Annotated in this window: 22 protein-coding genes; 16 read left to right on the top strand and 6 right to left on the bottom strand. The window is 31.9% G+C overall.

All coding sequences use genetic code 11. The features are described 5' to 3' along the window. Positions 1-60 precede the first annotated feature (60 nt). Together HM981_RS10695 and HM981_RS10690 are read left to right on the top strand one after the other, a co-directional pair. Positions 61-231 (top strand): hypothetical protein, encoded by a 171-nt coding sequence (locus tag HM981_RS10695; protein WP_179338794.1) that lies wholly within the window; start codon positions 61-63, stop codon positions 229-231. A 76-nt stretch (positions 232-307) separates the two neighbouring features. After that, entirely contained in the window at positions 308-985 is a 678-nt protein-coding gene (locus HM981_RS10690) for a DUF2461 domain-containing protein (RefSeq protein ID WP_179338793.1), read from the top strand. 25 nt (positions 986-1010) lie between these two features. On the opposite strand, the gene HM981_RS10685 is transcribed toward HM981_RS10690, so the two are convergent. Continuing rightward, a complete protein-coding gene (locus HM981_RS10685) occupies positions 1011-1418 on the bottom strand; it encodes a glyoxalase (protein ID WP_179338792.1) in 408 nt (135 codons plus the stop codon). A gap of 212 nt (positions 1419-1630) precedes the next feature. Between HM981_RS10685 and HM981_RS10680 the strand changes: the two genes are divergently transcribed. Beyond that, positions 1631-2023, top strand: a complete 393-nt coding sequence (locus HM981_RS10680; protein WP_179339137.1) for an acyl-CoA thioesterase — start codon at positions 1631-1633, stop codon at positions 2021-2023. Between the two features lies 1 nt (position 2024). Here the strand turns inward: HM981_RS10680 and HM981_RS10675 are convergent, their stop codons facing one another. Further along, positions 2025-3257 (bottom strand): mechanosensitive ion channel family protein, encoded by a 1233-nt coding sequence (locus HM981_RS10675; RefSeq protein WP_317167173.1) that lies wholly within the window; start codon positions 3255-3257, stop codon positions 2025-2027. Beyond that, entirely contained in the window at positions 3250-3546 is a 297-nt protein-coding gene (locus HM981_RS10670) for a DUF3817 domain-containing protein (RefSeq protein WP_179338791.1), read from the bottom strand. The genes HM981_RS10675 and HM981_RS10670 overlap by 8 nt, the downstream gene beginning before the upstream one ends. 135 nt (positions 3547-3681) lie before the next feature. Here HM981_RS10670 and HM981_RS10665 point away from each other — a divergent pair, with 135 nt between their 5' ends. From HM981_RS10665 to HM981_RS10645, 5 genes are all read left to right on the top strand, one after another. Continuing rightward, positions 3682-6153 carry a zinc-dependent metalloprotease gene (locus HM981_RS10665; RefSeq protein WP_179338790.1) on the top strand — a complete coding sequence of 824 codons (2472 nt, stop codon included), beginning with the start codon at positions 3682-3684 and terminating at the stop codon, positions 6151-6153. Between the two features lie 12 nt (positions 6154-6165). Continuing rightward, positions 6166-6627, top strand: coding sequence for a DUF4251 domain-containing protein (locus HM981_RS10660; protein ID WP_179338789.1), 462 nt, complete (start codon positions 6166-6168; stop codon positions 6625-6627). Positions 6628-6967: 340 nt separating this feature from the next. Then, on the top strand, positions 6968-7429 hold the full coding sequence (locus tag HM981_RS17425) for a cold-shock protein (protein WP_218846406.1): 462 nt from the start codon (positions 6968-6970) through the stop codon (positions 7427-7429). 176 nt (positions 7430-7605) lie between these two features. Further along, a complete protein-coding gene (locus tag HM981_RS10650) occupies positions 7606-8181 on the top strand; it encodes a fasciclin domain-containing protein (protein ID WP_179338788.1) in 576 nt (191 codons plus the stop codon). Positions 8182-8306: 125 nt separating this feature from the next. After that, complete coding sequence (locus tag HM981_RS10645) at positions 8307-8783, top strand: GyrI-like domain-containing protein (protein ID WP_179338787.1); 477 nt, start codon at positions 8307-8309, stop codon at positions 8781-8783. 32 nt (positions 8784-8815) lie between these two features. Here HM981_RS10645 and HM981_RS10640 read toward each other — a convergent pair whose 3' ends face one another. Beyond that, positions 8816-11062, bottom strand: coding sequence for a DNA topoisomerase 3 (locus HM981_RS10640; RefSeq protein WP_179338786.1), 2247 nt, complete (start codon positions 11060-11062; stop codon positions 8816-8818). A 213-nt stretch (positions 11063-11275) separates the two neighbouring features. After that, the gene (locus tag HM981_RS10635; protein ID WP_179338785.1) at positions 11276-12199 is read right to left on the bottom strand and encodes a peptidoglycan DD-metalloendopeptidase family protein; all 924 of its coding nucleotides are present in this window, start codon (positions 12197-12199) and stop codon (positions 11276-11278) included. 157 nt (positions 12200-12356) lie between these two features. On the opposite strand from HM981_RS10635, the gene HM981_RS10630 reads away from it, so the two are divergent. From HM981_RS10630 to lpxD, 7 genes are all read left to right on the top strand, one after another. Beyond that, positions 12357-13910 (top strand): DEAD/DEAH box helicase, encoded by a 1554-nt coding sequence (locus tag HM981_RS10630; RefSeq protein ID WP_179338784.1) that lies wholly within the window; start codon positions 12357-12359, stop codon positions 13908-13910. Positions 13911-14099: 189 nt separating this feature from the next. Then, entirely contained in the window at positions 14100-15734 is a 1635-nt protein-coding gene (locus HM981_RS10625; RefSeq protein ID WP_179338783.1) for a tetratricopeptide repeat protein, read from the top strand. Positions 15735-15888: 154 nt separating this feature from the next. Continuing rightward, on the top strand, positions 15889-16416 hold the full coding sequence (locus HM981_RS10620; protein ID WP_179338782.1) for a hypothetical protein: 528 nt from the start codon (positions 15889-15891) through the stop codon (positions 16414-16416). A gap of 172 nt (positions 16417-16588) precedes the next feature. Next, positions 16589-17041, top strand: a complete 453-nt coding sequence (locus tag HM981_RS10615; RefSeq protein WP_179338781.1) for a KTSC domain-containing protein — start codon at positions 16589-16591, stop codon at positions 17039-17041. A 32-nt stretch (positions 17042-17073) separates the two neighbouring features. Next, the gene (locus HM981_RS10610) at positions 17074-18624 is read left to right on the top strand and encodes an SDR family NAD(P)-dependent oxidoreductase (protein WP_179338780.1); all 1551 of its coding nucleotides are present in this window, start codon (positions 17074-17076) and stop codon (positions 18622-18624) included. Between the two features lie 204 nt (positions 18625-18828). After that, positions 18829-19947 carry a DEAD/DEAH box helicase gene (locus tag HM981_RS10605; protein ID WP_179338779.1) on the top strand — a complete coding sequence of 373 codons (1119 nt, stop codon included), beginning with the start codon at positions 18829-18831 and terminating at the stop codon, positions 19945-19947. Positions 19948-20304: 357 nt separating this feature from the next. Next, on the top strand, positions 20305-21294 hold the full coding sequence (gene lpxD, locus HM981_RS10600) for a UDP-3-O-(3-hydroxymyristoyl)glucosamine N-acyltransferase (protein WP_179338778.1): 990 nt from the start codon (positions 20305-20307) through the stop codon (positions 21292-21294). 160 nt (positions 21295-21454) lie between these two features. Here lpxD and HM981_RS10595 read toward each other — a convergent pair whose 3' ends face one another. Continuing rightward, positions 21455-21718 (bottom strand): hypothetical protein, encoded by a 264-nt coding sequence (locus tag HM981_RS10595; protein WP_179338777.1) that lies wholly within the window; start codon positions 21716-21718, stop codon positions 21455-21457. A gap of 215 nt (positions 21719-21933) precedes the next feature. Here HM981_RS10595 and HM981_RS10590 point away from each other — a divergent pair, with 215 nt between their 5' ends. Further along, positions 21934-22125: a cold-shock protein gene (locus HM981_RS10590; protein ID WP_179338776.1), complete on the top strand. Its 192-nt coding sequence runs from the start codon at positions 21934-21936 to the stop codon at positions 22123-22125. Positions 22126-22128: the final 3 nt, after the last annotated feature.

Genomic DNA, 22128 nt, shown 5'->3' with positions numbered 1-22128 from the left:
ATGTAAACGATTCATCTACATTAGAACCTATTAACTAACAATCAATAAAACCCAATTACAATGAAAAAATTAAGTTATTTATTTATCGCATTATTTAGTTTAAGTTTAATGACAACGAGCTGTAGAGAACAAAAATCTACAGGCGATAAAGTTGAAGATGCCATTGACGATGCAGGAGATGCGGTTGAAGATGCAGCAGATGATGTCGAGGACGCCGTTGATAATAATTAGAAACACAACAAGTATTAACTTTTAAAAGCCATCAATCCGATGGCTTTTTTTTATTTTTATAAAAAATTAAATTGCAATGAACGATACTATTCCTAAAGAACTCTTTAGCTTTTTTAAAAAGCTTGAAAAAAATAATAATCGGGATTGGTTTAATGAAAATAAGCCAGAATTTAAAGCAATTGAGACCAAGGTTAAAGCAGCTTATAATCATTTGGGAGCGTTAATGGAAACTCACGATCAGATAGAAAAAATTAAAATCTTTAGAATTTATAGAGATGTTCGTTTTTCTAAAAACAAATTACCTTATAAAACGCATTTTGGAGGTTCTTTTGCGAGACGTAAACCAGAACTAAGAGGTGGTTATTATCTACATATTCAGCCTAATGACGAATCTTTTATTGCTACTGGGTTTTGGGATCCCAATAAAGAAGATTTACTACGTATAAGAAAAGAGTTTGAAATGGATGACAGCGAAATTCGAGACATCTTAAACGATAAAACCTTTAGCAGTACTTGGGGAGGTTTCACAGGAGACGAACTAAAGACATCTCCAAAAGGGTTTGATAAGACACATCCTGCAATAGATTTAATAAAAAGGAAACAATTTATCTTTGTTAAAAAATATACTGATAAAGAGGTTTTAGCAGATGATTTTTTAAATGATGTTAATATATCTTTTAAAAACGTAAGACCTTTTTTTAATTATATGAGTGATGTGCTCACTACTAATTTGAATGGGGAATCTTTGATTTAATAGCTTAAATTATAATTCATATCACTTATTTAGCCTTCGGTTTAGAAAAAAGTTGAATACTATGAATTAATCGTTCTTTAATAATAGTGATGATGCGTTTATTTAATGCTGAAGAGTTTTGAGTATAAAGATCATATTCTTCAACTGTAAATTGACCAATAATTAAGCCTTTTAAATTATTTCTAAATTTGGTGTCTTTTTGGACGGCATGCTCTATGTATTCTAACTGTTTTGGAAGTTCTAATTCAAAAAATACATTTTTGCGTTTAGCAATATAGTTACTAAATACAGCCATTAGTAAATCGTGCTGTAATTTTATAACAGGTCTCAATGTTGTATTCTGAAAAGCTTCTTCAGTACTCATACCTTCGTAAGTTCTTGCAGATGTAATCTCTGGTCTAATGTCTAGTAGGTTTTTAGATCTTGAAGTCATGATGATTTGGTTTCGGATTAATTCAATATTAAAATTAAAGGATTAGCCAACACCGCAGTTTAAGATAGAAATATATTATTAACGCTGTTATTAACATTATACATTTAAACATTCATAAATCTAATAGAATTGAAAGTATACCAAGCCATGTAAGCCTTATCTTTATAACTATAAAAAAAGGACTAAGTACAACTTAAAGAAAAATAAATATGATGAGATTCCATACCCGAAAATGGGTTAAACCCGAAGATTTAAATCCTAACGCTACTTTATTTGGAGGACAACTTTTAGCTTGGATAGATGAAGAAGCGGCACTTTATACAATTATTCAGCTAGAAAATTCTAAGATTGTTACGAAGTACATGTCTGAAATTAATTTTATGTCATCTGCAAAACAAGGAGATATTGTTGAGATTGGTATAGAGGTTACCAAATATGGTAAATCTTCAATAACTTTGAAATGTGAAGCCAGAAATAAAATGACTAGAGAAACCATTCTTACTGTCGATAATATTATAATGGTAAACTTAGGAGAAGATGGTAAACCTAAACCACATGGAAAAACAGAAGTAGAGTTTGTGAGAGATAGATTGAATAAAGTCTAGTTTATTTTCCTAGAGAAAGTTCGTAAATTTCAAGATCAAAATATTTTACAGCAGCTAACACGTGGTCAAAGATATCTCCAATGATAAATTCGTAATTTACCCAACGTTGATCTTTGCTAAACGCATAAATTTCCATAGGAATACCTTGAGAAGTAGGTTCTAATTGACGTACCATTAAGGTCATGTTTTCATTAATTGCTGAGTGATTCTCTACATAAGTTTGTAAATATTTTCTAAAGACTCCAAAATTGGTGAGATTAATTCCGTTAATTAATACGGATTTATCTGCACCAATTTTTTCGTTATACAGATTAATCTCTTTAGATTTTGATTCAATATATTTGGTAACTAATTGAATTTTCTTAAAACGCTCAATATCTTCAGTATTAAGAAATTTAATGGTAGAGACTTTTATAATTACAGAACGTTTAATACGTCTGCCTCCAGAATCCATCATACCTCTCCAATTCTTAAAAGAATCTGAAATTAAAGCGTACGTAGGAATTGTGGTAATCGTCATATCCCAATTCTGTACTTTTACAGTAGCTAAGTTAATTTCAATAACATCACCATCTGCTCCGTATTTGTCAAAAGTGATCCAATCTCCAATTCTAACCATATCGTTAATTGAGACTTGAATACTCGCTACAAAACCTAAAATAGTGTCTTTAAAAATTAATATAATTACAGCAGAAGCGGCACCTAAGGTTGTGGCAAACTTTAAAAATGATACTCCAGTAATAATCGCTAATATTGAGAAACCACCTAACATCCAGGCAAAAATCATGAAGACTTGTACGTAACTATCAACAGGTTTGTCTTTGTATCTGTCTAACGTTTTAAGATAATCTTTAATAGATTTTAAAAGGCTTCTAATAATCTGAAGCGTTAAGAGAATGGTAATAATTATTAAGGTCTTTTCAATAAAAATCTGCACCAATTCAAAATCTGTAAAAACCTGAGGTATAAATTCAATTAAAATTAAAAGCGGAATAACGTGAGCAATGTTTCGTGGTAGTTTATTGGTGATAAGAATATTATCAAAATCAGTTTTGGTACGTTTTGCAACTCCTGCAGAAAATCGCCAAAGTAAACGCTTAGTAATATAGTCTACTATAAAAACGCCAATTAAAAGCGCAATTAAAAGTCCAAGCATATTAAGATACATTGCTGTATTTTCAGATATGCCTTTTTCTATGAGAAAATTATATAGAATGTGTCTTATATTAAGCACGACTCGTTTTATTTAAGTATTTCTTATCAATATAAAAAGTTCCAAACGGAAGAATAGAAGCAATTAGTACAATCCAAAGTGTACGCGTAGACCATTTCATGTCAGAGCTAATTAATACTGCAATAACTACATAAGCCATAAATAAAATGCCATGTGGCATTCCTAATAATTTTACATATTGAGGATCGTCATAAAACCATTTTAGAGGAGACGCAATAAACAATAATAAGATATATGAAACACCTTCTAACACTGCAATAATCCTAAAAATGGGTAATAGTTTTGACATGACTGTAAATTTGAAGCAAAAGTACTTTAGAATTAGGTAATAAGAGCAGGTTTTAACAGGTTTTAAGAAATTCTTAAAAATATAAAATCTATTAATTATCTTTAGCAGTATTTTTAATAAACTTACCTTTAATTTATGAGAAAAATTCTAGCATTAACACTTTGTTCTTTCATTTTATTGTCGTGTTCAACAGCAAGATCTGTAGGTAATAAAAAAGGCAAAAACCAAACTGCGCAAACAAAAACGCAAGGACCTAAAAAAACGAACGGAAAAATCAAAGATTACGATAAAGTAATTACTAAGGATGCCATTTCGGATTCTGGTTTATTTGATGTGCATTTAGTAGGAGACACTTATTATTTTGAAATACCAATAAAATATCTAAGCACAGATATGTTATTGGTAAGTCGTTTTTCAAAATTACCTTCAAATTTAGGAGGAGGTTATGTTAATGCAGGAACCAAAACTAATACAAGAATGATTAATTGGGAACGTTTCAAAAACAAAATCCTGATAAAAGAAAAATCATCAAGCGCTATAGCTGCAGATAGCTTACCAATTCATATATCTGTAAAATCTAACAATTACGAGCCTACATTATATGCTTTTGATATTGCAGCATTTTCAAAAGATTCTTCATCTGTAGTTATTGATGTTACTAGCTTTTACAGTTCAGATGTAAAGGCCATTAGCGGCTTATCTTCAAGATTACGATCATCTTATAAAGTTAAGAATTTAGATAAATCCAGAAGCTTTATTAATTCTGTTAAAAGTTTTCCTGAGAATATAGAAGTAAAACAAGATTTCACCTATAATGCGTCTAATCCTCCAATAAATACTGGTGACGAAACAATCAGTGTGCAAATGAATCAATCTATGATTTTATTGCCAGAAATACCAATGCAATCGCGTCTTGCAGACAATCGTGTTGGTTGGTTTACAATGAATAAATATGATTATTCAAGTGAAGAATTAAAATCTGAAAGTAAATCATATTTAAGACGTTGGAAATTAATTCCAAAAGATATTGAAGCTTACAACAGAGGAGAATTGGTAGAACCTATAAAACCTATTGTTTATTATTTAGATCCAGCTACACCGATGAAATTTCGTTCATATATGAAAGAAGGAATCGAACTTTGGCAAAAGGCCTTTGAAGCTGCTGGATTTAAAAATGCCATAATCGCGAAGGATCCTCCTACTAAAGAAGAAGATCCGGATTTTAGCCCAGAAGATATTCGATATTCCGTGGTTAGATATGTAGCTAGTACCACTAGAAATGCAACAGGACCAAGTGTTTCAGATCCGAGGAGTGGTGAGATTATTGAAAGTGATATTATTTGGTATCATAACCATTTACGCTCGTATAGAAATCGTTATTTATTAGAAACAGGAGCTGCAAATCCTTCAGCCAGAAGTTTAAATACTCCAGATGGAGATATTGGTGAAATGATGAAAATGGTAATTGCTCATGAAGTTGGTCATACGCTAGGTTTACCACATAACATGAGTGCAAGTTATGCTTATGACGTAGAGAGTTATAGAGATGGCGACTTCACTCAAAAAAATGGTATTGCAGCAACGATTATGGATTATGCACGTTACAACTACATTGCGCAACCGGGAGATGAAAACATTAGGTTTGTAAGACAATTAGGACCTTATGATAATTATGCTATTAATTATGGTTACAGATATATTCACGATGCCAAATCTGCCGATGCTGAAAAAGAGATATTGAGTAGTTGGGTTATGGAAAAAGCTGGAGATCCTATTTATAAATATGGAAAGCAAAGTAGCCGATTTGATCCTACGGCCCAAACCGAAGATATTGGCAACAATAGTATTAAAGCGAGTACATACGGACTTAAAAACCTAAAAATAGTTGCTAAGAATTTACCATCTTGGACAAGTGATAAAACAGATAATTATGACGATTTAGAAGAGCTTTATGGAGAGTTGCTTAGCGTTTGGAGCCGTTATGTTGGTCATGTAGTTGCTCATGTTGGTGGAGTAGAGGAAGAGACTAAAAATCCATCGCAAGAAGGTGTTGTTTATACTCCGGTTTCAAAATCTTACCAAAAATCGGCGATAAGTTGGTTGCATAGTAATGCTTTTGAAACTCCAGATTGGTTAATAGATCAATCTATTCTTCAAAATATAAATTATGCAGGTTATACAGATCGTATTAGAAGTTTACAAGCAAGACACTTAAATAATTTATTGAATTTTGAGCGTTTAGGTAGACTTATAGATCATAAGGCTTTGGATTCTAAAAACTATTCTGCTTTAGAATTAATGAGTGATTTACGAACAGGAATTTGGTCAGAAACAAAATCAGGGGCTAATGTTTCCGTTTTTAGACGTAATTTGCAACGTGTTTATTTAGATGCTATGTTTGATTTGATGACAGAAGATTTAGATCAAAATCGTAGCAGACAATATTATAACGTTAATCAATCGGACGTTAGATCATTGGTTAGAGGTGAGTTAACCGTTGTAAAGCGTTTACTTACTTTAGCCTCAAAAAGAGGAGTAAATACAGAAACAGAATATCATTATATCGATGCTATTGAGCGTATTAATATTATTTTAGAACCTAAATAAGAATTATAATATATGAAGAAATTAGTTTTATTAGCCTTACTTTTTAGTCTCTCTGCAACAACATTTATGTCTGCACAATCTAAAAAAAGTCAAAAAGAAATCTTTGCTGCAACTTATAAAACCTCTAAAAGTGTTGTTGAAACTGAGCACTATCAATTTGTAGCTAACGTTATACGTAATAGTCAGGAAAGAGAAATACTTAACGGAGATGTAAATAAAATAGAAATTAATAAACGAAGTGTATCTGGTCAATTACATGCGTTTTCAAAAGATAGAGCTGTACATTCATTAAAAGATAACAACAGTGAAATAAGTACAACCTTTAATGATGAGGACCAAGAGATTTCAATTAGTATAAAAACTAAGGCTTATACCATAAGTATAAACGTAAAACCTAATGGCAACGCTTTCTTAGAGCTAACAAATACTAACAACACTAAATTATTATATACAGGTAAATTAGTTAGGTTATAAATTCATTTAACATTTTTAATGTTTATTTCGCAGATGAACAGTAAGATAAGTTGCTTAAAAATAATTTAAAATCTTTCTTTTTAGATAAAAATAAGGCAATAAATGAGTTAAAACTTGTAGATAGTACACTTTTTGCGATTGTTTATAGGCTTTAAAATTTAATATTTGGTATAGAAATTGTATCTTTGTCCTTCGTTTATTGAAGATATACTAAAACAAATAACTTTATCTTTAAGTTATTGTACTAGATTTTAATACTATTCATTGTTAAGTTAGTTAACTTGTTTGCATTATACATATTTTCAAAAGCACACACACATATTAATTTTTAAAACTACGAATGGCTAAATCACAACAGACTTTTAGTAAAAGTGAAAAAGAAAAAAAACGATTAAAAAAGCGAGAAGACAAGCGCAAGAAAATGGAAGCGCGTAAACTCAACAAAGACGAAAATGGTTCAGACGGAATCCCGATCGCTTATGTAGATCATAATGGGAATTTAACTGATACTCCTCCGGATCCAGCAATGAAGATTAAGGTGAAAGCTGAGAATATTGTTATAGGTATTCCTACAAAAGAAGAGTCTGATGAAGAACCTTTTGATCCTATTAGAAATGGAAAAGTATCTTTCTATGATAATTCTAAAGGATTTGGATTTATAATAGATACAGAAACTAACGAAAAGCATTTTACGCACGTAAGTGGTATTATTGATGAAATTGCAGAAAATGACAAAGTAACTTTCGAATTAGAGAAAGGACAACGTGGTATGAATGCAGTAAGAGTTAAGCAAGCAAAATAATCATTTAGTTGAAATAAAATAGTAAAGCCATTATCTCTGATAATGGCTTTTTTTTGTGCCTTAGTTTTAGATTTCAGTTTAAGTATTACAATCTTTTTTAAAATAATTCAGATGTTTTAAAACCGACTCCTAAATAACTTCGTAAGTAGAGAAACAATTAATTTAAAACTTAAACGATGAAAACGAAAACATTTATTTCAGCAGTAACATTAGCAGTAGCATTAATGTTTGGAACTAGTGCAATGGCACAAACTAAAATGGAAAAGAATACAAAAATGGTTGGTGGTGCAGAAATGTATCCTTCTAAAGACATTATTTCTAATGCCGTAAATTCTAAAGATCATACCACTTTAGTTGCCGCAGTAAAAGCAGCAGAATTAGTAGAAACATTACAAGGAGATGGGCCTTTTACAGTATTTGCTCCAACAAACGCAGCATTTGATAAGTTGCCAAAAGGTACCGTTGAAACATTATTAAAGACTGAAAATAAAGCAAAATTACAAGCTGTATTAACATACCATGTTATTGCAGGGAAATTTAGCGGAAAAGATATTATGAAAGCGATTAAAAAAGGTGGTGGAAAAGCGACATTTAAAACTGTAAATGGTGGAATGTTAACGGCTATGATGGATGGTAAAGCTTTAGTGTTAAAAGATAGTGCTGGTAATAAATCTATGATAACCATCGCAGATGTTAATCAATCTAATGGTGTAATTCATGTTATTGATACAGTAGTGTTACCAGGTATGTAAGATGTTTTTGGTTAGTTAAAGAATTAGTGAATAATGATTGGTTGGTGTTAATGCTAATTCTTGGAAGCACAAGTTTAAACACTTGTGCTTTTTTTATACCTTTAAGTTTCAATTTTATATACACTATGAATCCTACAATAAAACAAACTCATGAAATAAAAGTAATTGGATTATCTACTAAAACTAAATTGAATGAATCGCAAGATATATTGGGACTTTGGAAACAGTTTATGCCAAGAAAACATGAATTAAAACATATTGTTTCTGAAGAATTCATAGCCATACAGATCTTCAATTTGCAGGAAAGCGGTGAACCAAAAACAGAATTCGATATATGGGCATGTGTAGAAGTAGCCAATTTTAATGCTGTACCTCAAAGCATGAAAAGCTTTAGTATTCCGAGTGGTACATATGCGATATTTCTACATAAAGGGATGGATGCTGGATTAACGTATCAAAAAATCATGACCGAATGGTTGCCTAATTCAGGTTATAAAATTGATAATAGACCACATTTTCAGATAATGGGAGCGAAGTATAAAAATGGAAGTTCAGATTCTGAAGAAGATTTTTATGTGCCCATACAACTATTAGAAGAATAACAATCAGCTTTGATTTTGTTACTAAACGCTAATTAAAATCCAACCCTAAAATCGCAACCTACTTTGTAATTACTGCAACCAAAAGCCGATTTTCCTTTTAAGACTTTTCCTGTTTTACACTTAGGACAAGCATCTCCAGCTTTAAGCTGTGGTTTTTGAATCGTTTGTTTTGGTTCGAATTTTAATTTGAACGCCTCATCAAAACGTAACAAACCTTCTTGAGACGTACCATCAATTTTAAAACCTTTTAAATTTACAGTCGAGCCTTTTGTGGTTAATCTAATATATTGCTTTTCTGAGATTTTTTTATCGCCAAAACTAAAAGGTAAAGTGAAATCACAAGTTTTACCATAAAGATTACAACCATAAGCAGATTTTCCTTTTAATAAAGAACCCGATTTACATTTAGGGCATGAGCTGCCAACTAGAGTTTCGGTTTTTGTCTTCGTCTTAGATTTTGCTTTTGTTTTAGAAGTTGAGACGGGTTTGTTGTTAACCGCAGAAATTCGGGTTTGTACTTTTTCACTTCTAACCTCGTAAACTAAAGCATCAACCATACGTTTCATGCTTTTTATAAAAGCACTAGCGCTAAATTCTCCTTTTTCAATATCTTTTAATTGTTTTTCCCATGTACCAGTTAATTCAGCAGATTTTAGAAGTTCATTTTGAATGGTATCAATAAGCTGAATCCCTGTAACTGTTGGTAATATTTGTTTTTTATTTCGCTTTATATATTTACGTCTAAATAAGGTTTCAATAATATTGGCACGAGTAGAAGGACGACCAATACCATTTTCTTTCATTAAATCTCTTAACTCATCATCATCTATTTGTTTTCCTGCAGTTTCCATGGCACGCAGCAATGTGGCTTCTGTATAGTAATTGGGTGCTTTAGTCTGCTTTTCTATAAATGAAGGTTCGTGTGGTCCTTTTTCTCCTTTAACAAAAGTTGGTAATAACTTATCTTTTGAATGACTAGGTGAAGCTGAACGGTCTTGTTTTTCAAAAACAACGCGCCAACCTTTAGATAAAATTTCTTTTCCTGTAGTTTTAAAATTGACATCTGCAGCTTTTCCAATAACAGTAGTGTTAGATACTTTACAATCGTCATAAAAAACGGCAATAAAGCGTTTTACAATAATATCATAAACCTGTTGCTCATTGTATTGCAAATGCGTTTGCATTCCGGTTGGAATAATCGCATGGTGATCGGTTACTTTTTTATCATTAAATACTCGAGTAGATTTCTTTATCTTTTTATCCAATAAAGTAGCTGTAAGACTTGAGTAATCAGTTAGTTTAGATAATATACCTTTTACTTTAGGATAAACATCATTAGGTAAAAACGTGGTATCTACTCTAGGATACGTAACCGCCTTTTTCTCGTATAATTTCTGTGCTATTTTAAGCGTGTCATCTGCAGAAAATCCAAACTTAGTGTTACAGTAAACCTGTAAACCAGTAAGATCAAATAACTTTGGTGCATATTCTGTACCTTTCTTTTTGGTAATAGAGACAATTTCAAAATCGTGTTCTTTTACTTTTTTAGCTAAAATTTCGCCATCTTCCATCTTAAGAAAACGACCTTCTTCATAACTAAAAAGGGTATCTCTATAAAGGGTTTGTAATTCCCAATAGGGTTGTGGTACAAAATTCTCAATTTCTTTAAAACGATTAACAAGCATTGCTAAAGTTGGTGTTTGCACACGTCCAACAGAAAGAACTTGTTTATAACCACCATGTTTTACAGTATAGAGTCGTGTGGCATTAATGCCTAAAAGCCAATCTCCAATAGAGCGCGAAAAACCGGCATAATAAAGGTTATCGTAATTTTCAGAAGGCTTTAAATTTTTGAAACCTTCTTTAATCGCTTCCGTTGTTAATGACGAAATCCATAAACGCTGTACTTTTCCTTTGTAATTCGCTTTATTAATAACCCATCGCTGAATCAATTCTCCCTCTTGGCCAGCATCACCACAATTAATCACTAATTCAGCTTTGTCAAATAAACTTTTTACAATGTTGAATTGTTTTTTAATACCATCATTATTAGAGACTTTGACCTCAAATTTTTCGGGTAACATGGGTAAGTTGTTTAAGTCCCAACTTTTCCAATACGGTTTGTAATCTGCAGGTTCATATAAGGTGCAAAGATGTCCAAAGGTGTAAGTTACCGCATAACCATTACCTTCGTAGTAGCCATCACGTTTAGTGGTAGCTCCTAAAACAGATGCAATTTCTCTGGCAACACTTGGTTTTTCGGCAATACAGACTTTCAAATCGAAGAAAATTTTTAAAGGTGCAAATTAATCAATTTTCAAAATACTCAATCAGAATTAAGAGAATAGATTATCTTAATTTCGGTTATATTCTGAATTAATAGGAGGAATAAGACCCTCTAGTATTTAAAGGTAATAACGAATTTTGTTTAGACTATTAAGAACCAAGTCTTAATTCTTGATTCTAACAGAGAAGTGTCTTATTGTCTTTGTTTAAAGTTCTAAAACTAATTTTTGACCAATCTTTAATGGAGATGATTTTTTAATAGCATTGGTATTACAAAGAGCCGAGATAGACATGTTATTTTTTCGAGAAATATCATAAAGTGTATCTCCTTTCTTTACCACATAGATACTGCGTTGTTTTACTAAACTAGCCAAAGCAGCTTCTTTAGATTCTAGGACATTAACTTTACTTACGCGTCTAGAATTATGAAATCTAGCATGTGTCCATTTTTGTGTAACCCAAACTTTTTCTGCTCTAATGGAGTTTTTTGGTGAAAAATCGAAAAGGTATTCAGGGTGAATAGATTCTCCTTTATAACTCAATTCTAAATGGAGGTGACTTCCTCTAGAATTCCCAGTATTTCCACCTTTTGCAATATACTGACCTTTATTAATAGTGTCATTTGCCTTGGTATCAATTTTAGATAAATGTGCATATGTAGATTCTAAACCATTATAATGACGAATAACAACTGTATTTCCATAACCATTAACATATTTTGCCAAACGAACCACGCCATCCAGTATAGCAACGACACTATCTCCAGTAACTAAATCTATATCAATACCATTGTGAGGTCTACCTCCTCGCCAACCATAATGAGACGTTACTACCTTTTTATGAGAAACAGGAGACGCATAAGTAGTGTCTGTAAATTTTAATTCTAATGGAAATTGTTGAAGCGTATTTGCATAAGGATTGTATAATGTGTTATTCCAATTTTCAGCCTTAATATCAATTGAAGGAGCTGAATTTGTAATTAATGGAATTTCTATGGTTTCGATTATTAATCCTCGGTTAAATTTAACCGTTTGTAATTCAATCTTTAAGGATGTAGAAAGTGAGTCTTCTTGCGCAAGACACATAAAAGTAGTGCATACCAGCGTAAAACAAAAAAGGATGTATTTCATAGAGGAAAAAAGTAATCTAATAATTGTTTGAAACGTAAATATATAATAATTATTGTTTCGTTATATAAATTGATATTATATCAATTGAATTGATACTTTTTTTGTGAGCCAAAGTGTTGTAAATTTGCAACTGCATTTAAATACTTCGAAAAAAAATATGTCTCAAACAAGTCAAGCTGTAAAAGAAAAGAAAACAGATAAAGAATTATACGACTATCAACAAGGAGCAATAAGCCAGATTTTTGAAAAATTTGATTCAGAACGTGACGATTACCACTTACTATATCAATTACCTACAGGTGGTGGAAAAACGGTAATTTTCTCTGAAATGGTGCGTCAATATCTAAAAAACCACAATAAAAAGGTTTTGATAATGACACACAGGGTTGAGCTTTGTAACCAAACATCTAAAATGTTAGATAGTTTTGGTGTGACAAATAAAGTGGTTAATAGCAAGGCGAATTTAGATGATCAAGCAGATTTTTCTTGTTTCGTAGCTATGGTTGAAACCTTGAACAACCGTCTAAACGAGAATATGTTAGATATTTCTGACGTTGGTTTGGTGATTATTGATGAAGCGCATTATAACTCTTTTACGAAACTTTTTAAGTTTTTCGAAAAATCATTTATTCTAGGTGTAACCGCAACACCTTTAAGTTCTAATAAAGAGTTGCCTATGAAGGATAACTACGATGAGCTTATTACAGGAGAAACTATAGAGAGTCTTATAGAAAATGAGTTTTTAGCACGTGCAGAGACGTTTGCTTACGATATGGGTTTAACGTCTTTAGAAATTGGTTCTAATGGAGATTATACGGTAAAATCTTCGGAAGATTTATATTCTAGTCCATCAATGCTTCAAAAATTAGTAGATGCTTACAAAAAGCATTCATTAGGTAAAAAAGCGTTGATATTTAATAATGGGATTAACACGTCTATTAGTGTGTATTATGCTTTTAAAGAAGCAGATTTACCAATTATGCACTTGGACAATACGGCTACAAAGAAGCAACGTAAGCAGATTTTAAAATGGTTTCATGAAACGCCAGATGCGATATTAACTTCGGTAAGTATCTTAACCACTGGTTTTGATGAGCCTACTATTGATACCATTATTTTAAACAGAGCAACAAAATCATTGACATTATATTACCAAATGATTGGTCGTGGTTCTCGTATTTTAAATACTAAATCTAAATTTACAACTATAGATTTAGGAAATAACCTTCATAGATTTGGTCCTTGGGGAGATAATTTAGATTGGCAAACAATTTTTAAGTCACCAAACTGGTTTGCAGATCGTATTAAAGGTGATGAAGCCATAGAATCTAACTTCAAACATGATTTATCTGACGAAGTAAAAGAAGAATTTTCAAAGTCTGAAGAAACCTATTTTGATATTAAACAAACCTATAAAGATGCCGTTGCCAAAGGGGAATCTTCTAAGGTTGTTTTAGAGCGCTCTATAGAGCAACATGCTAAAATTTGTATTGAAAATAGTGAAGATGTCTACGATGCTATTGCGTTGTCTAAGTTGCTAAAAGCAGATATTAATCAACGAATTGATACTTATGCAAAATGCATTAGTAGAAGTACTTATAACTTCTTGAAATGGTTAAAAGATGATTATCAGAAGAAATTAACGTCTTATTTAAGAACTAATTTTGATGAAAAATTTGAAGAAATTCATGGGTTTCCACCAGAAGATTAATGCCTATAACAATTAAATAAGACTAAGGTAAAATTCTTGTATATTTGAAAGAACCAATTTCAAAATACACTGAAAAAGGCAACACTATTTTTACTATTCGTTCAGCTGTTATTACCTTTAATTAGTAACGCTCAAGAAGTGCTTACTAGTGAAGAAGCCTTCTTGCGCTATAATAACATATCTAGGGAAATGCAAGTTGATTTCCCTGAGAATGATTATAAAACGTTTAGACGCGAATCTTTTTCCGAATCACAATTGCAAACGTATTTAGCGCAACATTTCCAGCGTATGGAATTGTTGGATGCAATAGAGAATCATCATGATTTTAAATTGCACAGCTACTTGCATTCTGGAAATTGGTTTATGCAATTACGTTTTCCTAAGGAATCGATAAAGTGGTACAGAAAGTTTTTTGCATATTATTCTGAAAACAAAGCCGAATTAAGTGGGTTAGAAGAGGAGGATTTAGTTGAAATGATTACGTACTCATATAGTGTTCAGGCAGAGAATTATGCGAAAATCGGTTATTTAGATAGTGCAAAAAATCAACATATACAGAATATAAAGTTTATTGAGCCTTATATTTTTATTGCCAAACCTTCAGCTTATAACAATTATGGTTTGTATTATTATTGGAATAAAAAGCAATTAGATTCTGCTTTAATATATTTCAATAAAGCGTATTCTTACACTAAGGCACACTTTCCAAAACATACATTGCTTGGTAGTATTCGGGATAATATGGCTGATATTTATTTTGAATCTAATAAGTCCGACAAGGCCTTACAGCTCTACAGTGAAAATTTTGAATTTTACAAACATGCCATTAATGAGAAATCACTTACTAGAGATATTCCAAGGTTAATAAGTTCAGGGAGTCAGAAAGCAAAGACCTTAATAAAACTCAATAGGCCTGCAGAGGCTCAAAAGGTTATAGATGAATTACAGTTAGTTGTAGATGATTCTATAAATAATGCTTCTCTGAGGTCGTCTTCTCAGTTAGAGTTTTTAACAGTAAAATCTAATTTATTTTCCGTTCAAAAAGATTATAAACAAGCCTACACAACCTTAGATGCTATTCAAGAATTAACAAATATCAATCATAATTTAACGCTTAATTCAGAAAATAGATGGAGAGAAGAACTTAATACTATAGCTTTAGACCGCATACAATTACAGGCCGAAATTGCTGAAATTGAAAAAGAAAATAAAATAGAAAGTCAACGTTTAAAACTTTGGATGGTCTCCATAGTATCATCAACATTTATAATCATATTGCTACTCTTATTTTTAAGACGGAGACAACACCATATTAATGCAAAGAACAAACAATTACTATCCGAACAAAAATTAGAAAACACGGCTTTAAAAGTAAAACAATTGCATTCTGAAATTAAATCGAAAGAACGTGATTTGTCTGATTTTGCCATTAATCTAACTCAGAATCAAGAATGGGCTAAAACATTAGCAGATAAAATAAAAGCCTATAAAGATGCGAATAAAACGGACAGTAAAAACTTACTACAAGAGTTAGAACTAGAAATTCATAACAAAGTTACTTTTGATAATGACACCAAAGAATTCTTTGAACGTTTAGATAAATTAAGTGATGGTTTTTATAGTGAACTTACCTCACGATTTCCTAATTTGAGTAAGAACGAAATACGACTATGTTCATTAATTCGTTTAAAAATTGATAGTCGTAGCATTGCTACATTGCAGAATATTACCTTGGCTTCTCTCAATACAAGTCGTTACAGACTTCGAAAAAAACTTCATCTTACAGAAGCTGTAGATCTGGATGATTTTATTCAGAATATATAATCAAATTCATACGTTTTTTATTACTGTCTATTAAATGTCTATTGGATGTTCATTAGCTGTCTATCTATATATCAGTAGATTAGGATATAAGTTATATACCTTGGTTGCACCTTTAAAAAACAACTCATTGTATAATTCTTAAAAATCTTATCTTATGAAAACGCATGTACTTGGTTTAATTGCTTTAGGTTTAACCAACCTTATGATTGCACAGAATGACATCGCAGAAGTAACAAATTCAGATGCTATTATGTATTCTAAAAGTAAATCTATTAATACTGTAGCAAACTTAAATAGCGAGTATTTGTCTTTGGCTAGTCATGATGGTGTTGCTATTGTAGTTAAGAAAATACAGAAGATTGTTGCCAATTATGATATTAAGACGGCTGATGTCTATCTATCTAACCGCAACACAACATACACCGTTAATTTTATGGAAGGTGGTAATACCGTTGAAGCTGTATATAACAAAGCAGGTAAAATAATAAGTTGTAAAGAATATTACAATGACATTCGGTTACCTTATAATGTAAGCACTAAAATTGCTAAACAATATCCTGGTTGGTCTTTTGATAAAATTAAATGTGAAATTGTTTATGCCATTGATAAAGCATCTCTAACAACTTATAAAATTACTATTAAGAAAGAACGGAAATCCAAAAACGTAACAATCACTATCTAATCCTTTATTTATCCCTTAGTATTGATGGTAAACGGAACTAATTATTTAGTTCCGTTTTTTATTTATTCCGACTTATTTAGGCCGTAAAAAAGAGTTAAAATGATATACTGATTTAATAGATCATTATATCATAAAATATCGTAATTTTGCGCCTCAAAATAAAGCACTCAACATGAAACGCATCAACCAGTACAAAAAGTTATTTTCTATAGAAGAAGGTCCATTAGATTTAAAAACTTTGAAAAAGACTTATAGAAATTTAGTAAAAGAATGGCATCCAGATAAGTTTCAAGATGGAGATGAAGGACAAGAAGAAGCGGAATTAAAAAGTGTTGAGATTATTGACGGTTATCACTTTTTGGTAAGTATTGCACCAGAAACAAGAGCTGCAAACTTAGAAGAGTATACAAATACTATAACGAATTCTACAATTTTAGATTTTCAGCATAAAGGATTGCTTTTAGAAATTACATTTCAAGATGGTGCTACTTACGAATATTTTGGAGTACCTAAAGGTGTGTTTATCAAATTTTTAAATTCAGATAAACAAATGCGTTTTGCAAGACGTAGTATCTTTAATTCTTATACATATAGAAAGTCTAAGAAAGAGCTTCAAGAAGGTTAGTATTATATAAAGAGTAGTCCTAAAATAGAGTTATGAGCAACGATAAATCAGATAAATTAGATGAAATTTCAGTCCATGAGATTGAAAACTGTATTTCTATTTTAGAACGTTTAGTTGCTGATACAGACCAAATTTTCGAAATTCCAAAACCACAACGAACCGCTTTAATTAAAGCTTCAGGACAATTATCACGTCCAAGTCGTGAGGAATTTTCGAGACGTAAAAAGGATGGAAAAAAAGCAGCGAAAAGAAAACAAGCTGCTCGAGATAAAAATGCTCGTAAAGAAACAGGAATACGTAGTGCAAGAGAAGCACATATTTTTGTTGCACCTAAATTATTGCCTGAAGCCGACTTAAAAGCCAAAGAACAATTAGAGTTAGAATCTCCTAGAAACTGCTACGTTTGTAAAACGTTATTTACCAAGTTGCATCATTTTTATGATACTATGTGTGAAGAATGTGGCGATTTTAATTATGCCAAACGTTTCCAAACGGCAGATGTAAAAGGCCAAGTAGCTGTGATTACAGGATCTAGATTAAAGATTGGTTATCATATTACTTTAATGTTATTACGAGGTGGAGCAACGGTTATTGCTACGACGCGTTTCCCTGTAGATTCTGCGTTGCGTTTTTCTAAAGAAGAAGACTTTACAGAATGGGGACACCGTTTAAAAATTCATGGTTTAGATTTAAGGCATATTCCTAGTGTAGAAATCTTCTGTAATTTTATAGAACAACGCTACGAAAAACTTGATATTCTTATCAATAATGCGGCACAAACCGTTAGAAGACCAGCAGGTTTTTATAGTCACTTAATGCCAAACGAAGAACTTCCAAATGAAGAGTTACCTAAGTTTGCACGCGATTTATTAAACGATCATACAGAATGTTTATTGGAGTTACAACAGTTAACATCTACAGCATCTCCTAATAAAAATATGCCAGTAACTTGGCATGGACCAGAACCAGGAATTGGTTTACGCTCGTCTGCAAAATTATCTCAGATTCCGTATAGTTTTGATAATACATTGGTATCCCAAGAAGTTTTTCCGGAAGGAGAATTAGATGCCGATTTACAACAAGTGGATTTAAGAAAAACCAACAGTTGGAGATTAAAGCTTGGTGAAATTGAAACCACAGAAATGATTGAGGTTCAACTCGTAAATTCTGTAGCACCATTTGTTTTGTGTAATCGCTTGTCTGAAGTCATGAAAAAAGACAACACAGGACAAAAGCATATTATCAATGTGTCTGCGATGGAAGGGAAGTTTCACTCCTTTTTTAAGGAAGACCGTCATCCGCATACCAACATGGCAAAAGCCGCTTTAAATATGTTAACGCATACAGCAGCTGGTAGTTTAGCTAAAGAGGGTATTTATATGAATGCCGTTGATACAGGTTGGGTTACAGACGAAGATCCTGCAGAATTAGCGAAACGCAAACAAGACTTACACGATTTTCAACCACCTTTAGATATTGTAGATGGTGCTGCTCGTGTTATGGATCCTTTATTTGATGGTATTAACACTGGAAAACATTGGTCTGGTAAATTCCTAAAAGATTATCGCCCAATTAGTTGGTAGTTTAACTATTGAAGACATACATTTTTTCTGATTTAGAACGTCAGTTCGAGTGATTTTGACGAATGAAAAAATCATATCGAGAACACATCTTATTAAAAATTCTTATTCTCGATACAAATTTCACTTATTGTCGATCGTAAAATTTACTCAAATTGATAAATTTCATCAAAAGAACAAATTACCTTTGCAACACAATTACATATTATGACAACATTTTCACAATTAGGAATACATAAGAATTACATAAAAGGTTTAAAAGAACTTAACATTGTAAATCCAACAGAAATACAAGAAACTGCAATTCCTATTTTATTAAAATCTAAGACCGATTTAATTGGTTTAGCACAAACAGGAACAGGAAAAACGGCTGCTTTTGGCTTGCCAGTTTTACATGCCATTGATACCAATAATTCTGATGTTCAGGCTTTGATAATTGCTCCAACTCGCGAATTGGTACAACAAATACAAAAACAACTGTTTAGATTCACGAAGTATATTGATCAGAAGATTTTTGCCGAAGGTGTATATGGTGGTGAAAAAATAGATAAACAAATTAAAAACTTAACCAGAACAACACATATTGTTGTGGCAACACCAGGACGTTTACTAGATTTAGTAGAACGTGGAGCTGTAGACATTTCGAATGTAAAAATCTTAGTTTTAGATGAAGCAGATGAAATGTTAAGTATGGGTTTTAAAGAGGACTTGACTAAAATATTATCATACAATACAAAGAAACGTAACACGTGGTTATTTTCTGCAACGATGCCAGACGAAATTAAAAATATCGTTAAAACATACATGTCTAAAGATGCGGTTAGAGTTGAAGTAAATAAAAATGCTTTGGTTAACGAAAACATTTCGCATCATTTTGTTCACACTAGTATTAAAGATAAGTTGAATATAATTATCCGCATCTTAGAGAAACGTCAAGATGAAAGAGGCATCATTTTTTGTAAAACTAAAGCAGGTACGCAAGCCTTAACACATCAATTACAACAAGAAGGTTTTGCAGTTGGTGCTTTAGAAGGTGATATGCAACAAAGAGATCGAGATAAAGTAATGCGTGCTTTTAAAAATGAAAGCTTACAAGTATTAATATCTACAGACGTTTCAGCGCGAGGAATTGATGTTAATAATTTAGCGTTTATATTACATCACCAATTACCAGAACACTTAGAATATTACACACATAGAAGTGGTCGTACAGCCAGAGCTGGGAAAACTGGGCAATCTATTGCTTTAATTATTCCAGGTGAAATGCAAAAAATTCTAGATACACAGAAAGCTTTAGGGATTACGTTTAAAGAGATTTCGATTTAATAAAAGTATTAATCGTTATCATTTTATTATATAGTGGATTTCTGGCTTCGCAGGAATAACACTCTCTATTTGTAACTGCAGAAGTACTTATTAACATCAATTCGAGTGAAATTCCTTTTTTTTGGATTATTGTATCGAGAAGCATCTATTTACAAGAGGTTCTCGAAACAATTTTCATAATTTAAAATCACTCGAACTGACTTTTTGAATTATAAACAACTATCGATATTAACTATGTTCTGTAAAAGGGATGAGAAATTATTCAAATTGATAGAATTCTTCAAACCACGACATACGTCATTTTCAATTATTAGTATTATCTTGTGTGTCTATTAATAAACACACAATTTTACAGCAATGATATCATTTTCAATAGAAGACATTAACGCCTTTGTGAACGGCGAAGTTGTAGGTACAACAACACATAAAATTACAGGATTAGAGCAGATCCAAAAAGCAACCGAAAATCAGGCGACCTTTATTGGCAACCGAAAGTTTGCAGCGCTTTGGAAAGATTCAAAAGCGAGTTTAGCTATTGTTAATGATAATTTAGATATCGAACCTGGTGAAAACCGTGTTTTAATTAAAGTAAAGAATGCCGATTTAACCATGGCTAAATTACTAGAGTCTTTTACACCAAAAGCACCTCATTTTGAAACTGAAATTCATCCTGCTGCTATTATTGATGCGTCTGCTAAAATTGGAGCAGGAAGTAGAGTAGGAGCGGGTTCTTATATTGGTAAAGACGTGGTTTTAGGAGAAAACGTTACCATTTATCCTAATGTAACTATTTTAGACGAAACTACGATTGGTGATCATACTACAATTTGGCCTGGTACTGTGATTAGAGAGCGTTCGGTTATTGGAAGTCATTGTATTTTTCATAATAATGTGAGTATTGGAGCAGATGGTTTTGGCTATCGTCCAAGTGATGATGGAAGAGGCTTAGTTAAAATTCCGCATATTGGAAACGTAGTTATAGGAAATGCTGTAGAAATTGGTGCCAATTCTTGTGTAGATCGTGGTAAATTCAGTTCTACTATATTAGGAGACGGTTGTAAGATTGATAATTTGGTTCAAATAGCACATAACTGTGTACTTGGTCGTTCTTGTATTATGGCAGGAAGTTCTGGACTTGCTGGTTCTGTAACTCTTGGAGATGGTGTTATTATTGGTGGCTCTGCTTCAATAAAAGATCATACTACTATTCATTCTGGTGCTACTGTTGGTGCTGGTTCTGGAGTTATGAATGATGTTGCTGCTGGGAAAACGGTATTAGGTTATCCTGCTGTAGATTCTAGGGAAATGTTGAAACAATGGGTGGCGCTAAGAAAGTTAGCACGTTAGATTATATAATTTTATTGAATTAAACAATTACGTCAGTTCGAGTGAATTTCTCTTTTTTGAGAGAAATCTGTATCGAGAACCTTGCTTAAACTTCATAATGTTCTCGATACAAATTTGCTTAGGCAAATCCACTCGAACTGACGTTATTTAATAAATTGACCTATGCCGATTTCTGCTCTACATTTTGCTTTAAATGTAATAAGCCTGCTACCATACCATCTAGTTCGTGTTCTAAGAAGGTGGCATTTCGTTTACTAAATCCTTTAATAGTGTTTGAGTAGAGTTCTATTCCACAATGTTTAATACATACACTATACGTGTCGTTTTCGGCATTGAGATTCACTGACGTTCTGTAATCGCTTGAGACTAATAACCAGTAGCATAAACTATTAATCTGGTTAAACAATGAGAATTTTGTTTCCATAATATTTAGATTTAATAGATGTGAGGGAAGATCTTATTACAAAGGTATAAGCTAAAGCGTTGATTGTTAAACTTATCAGTTTAAGGTGTTTGTTTTTACGTTCATTTGTATACCATCACAGAAATATCCGTTGATAGACATTAAATTCAATATTATAATTTTTGGCATCATTATTGAATACCATATAGTATTATTAATAAATTAAATATAATACAATGAGTACAGGAACAGTAAAATTCTTCAACGATGACAAAGGATTCGGATTTATTACAGAAGAAGGTTCAAACAAGGAACATTTTGTTCACATTTCAGGATTAGTAGACGAAATTCGCGAAGGCGATACCGTTGAATTCGATCTTACAGAAGGTAAAAAAGGATTAAATGCAGTAAACGTAAAAGTTATCTAATAT

It is taken from the genome of Winogradskyella ludwigii, from assembly GCF_013403985.1.
In the GTDB taxonomy this organism is placed as follows: Bacteria; Bacteroidota; Bacteroidia; order Flavobacteriales; family Flavobacteriaceae; genus Winogradskyella; species Winogradskyella ludwigii.
The sequence above is the reverse complement of the archived record's forward strand: the minus strand, read 5'-3'. Positions and strand labels throughout refer to the sequence as shown.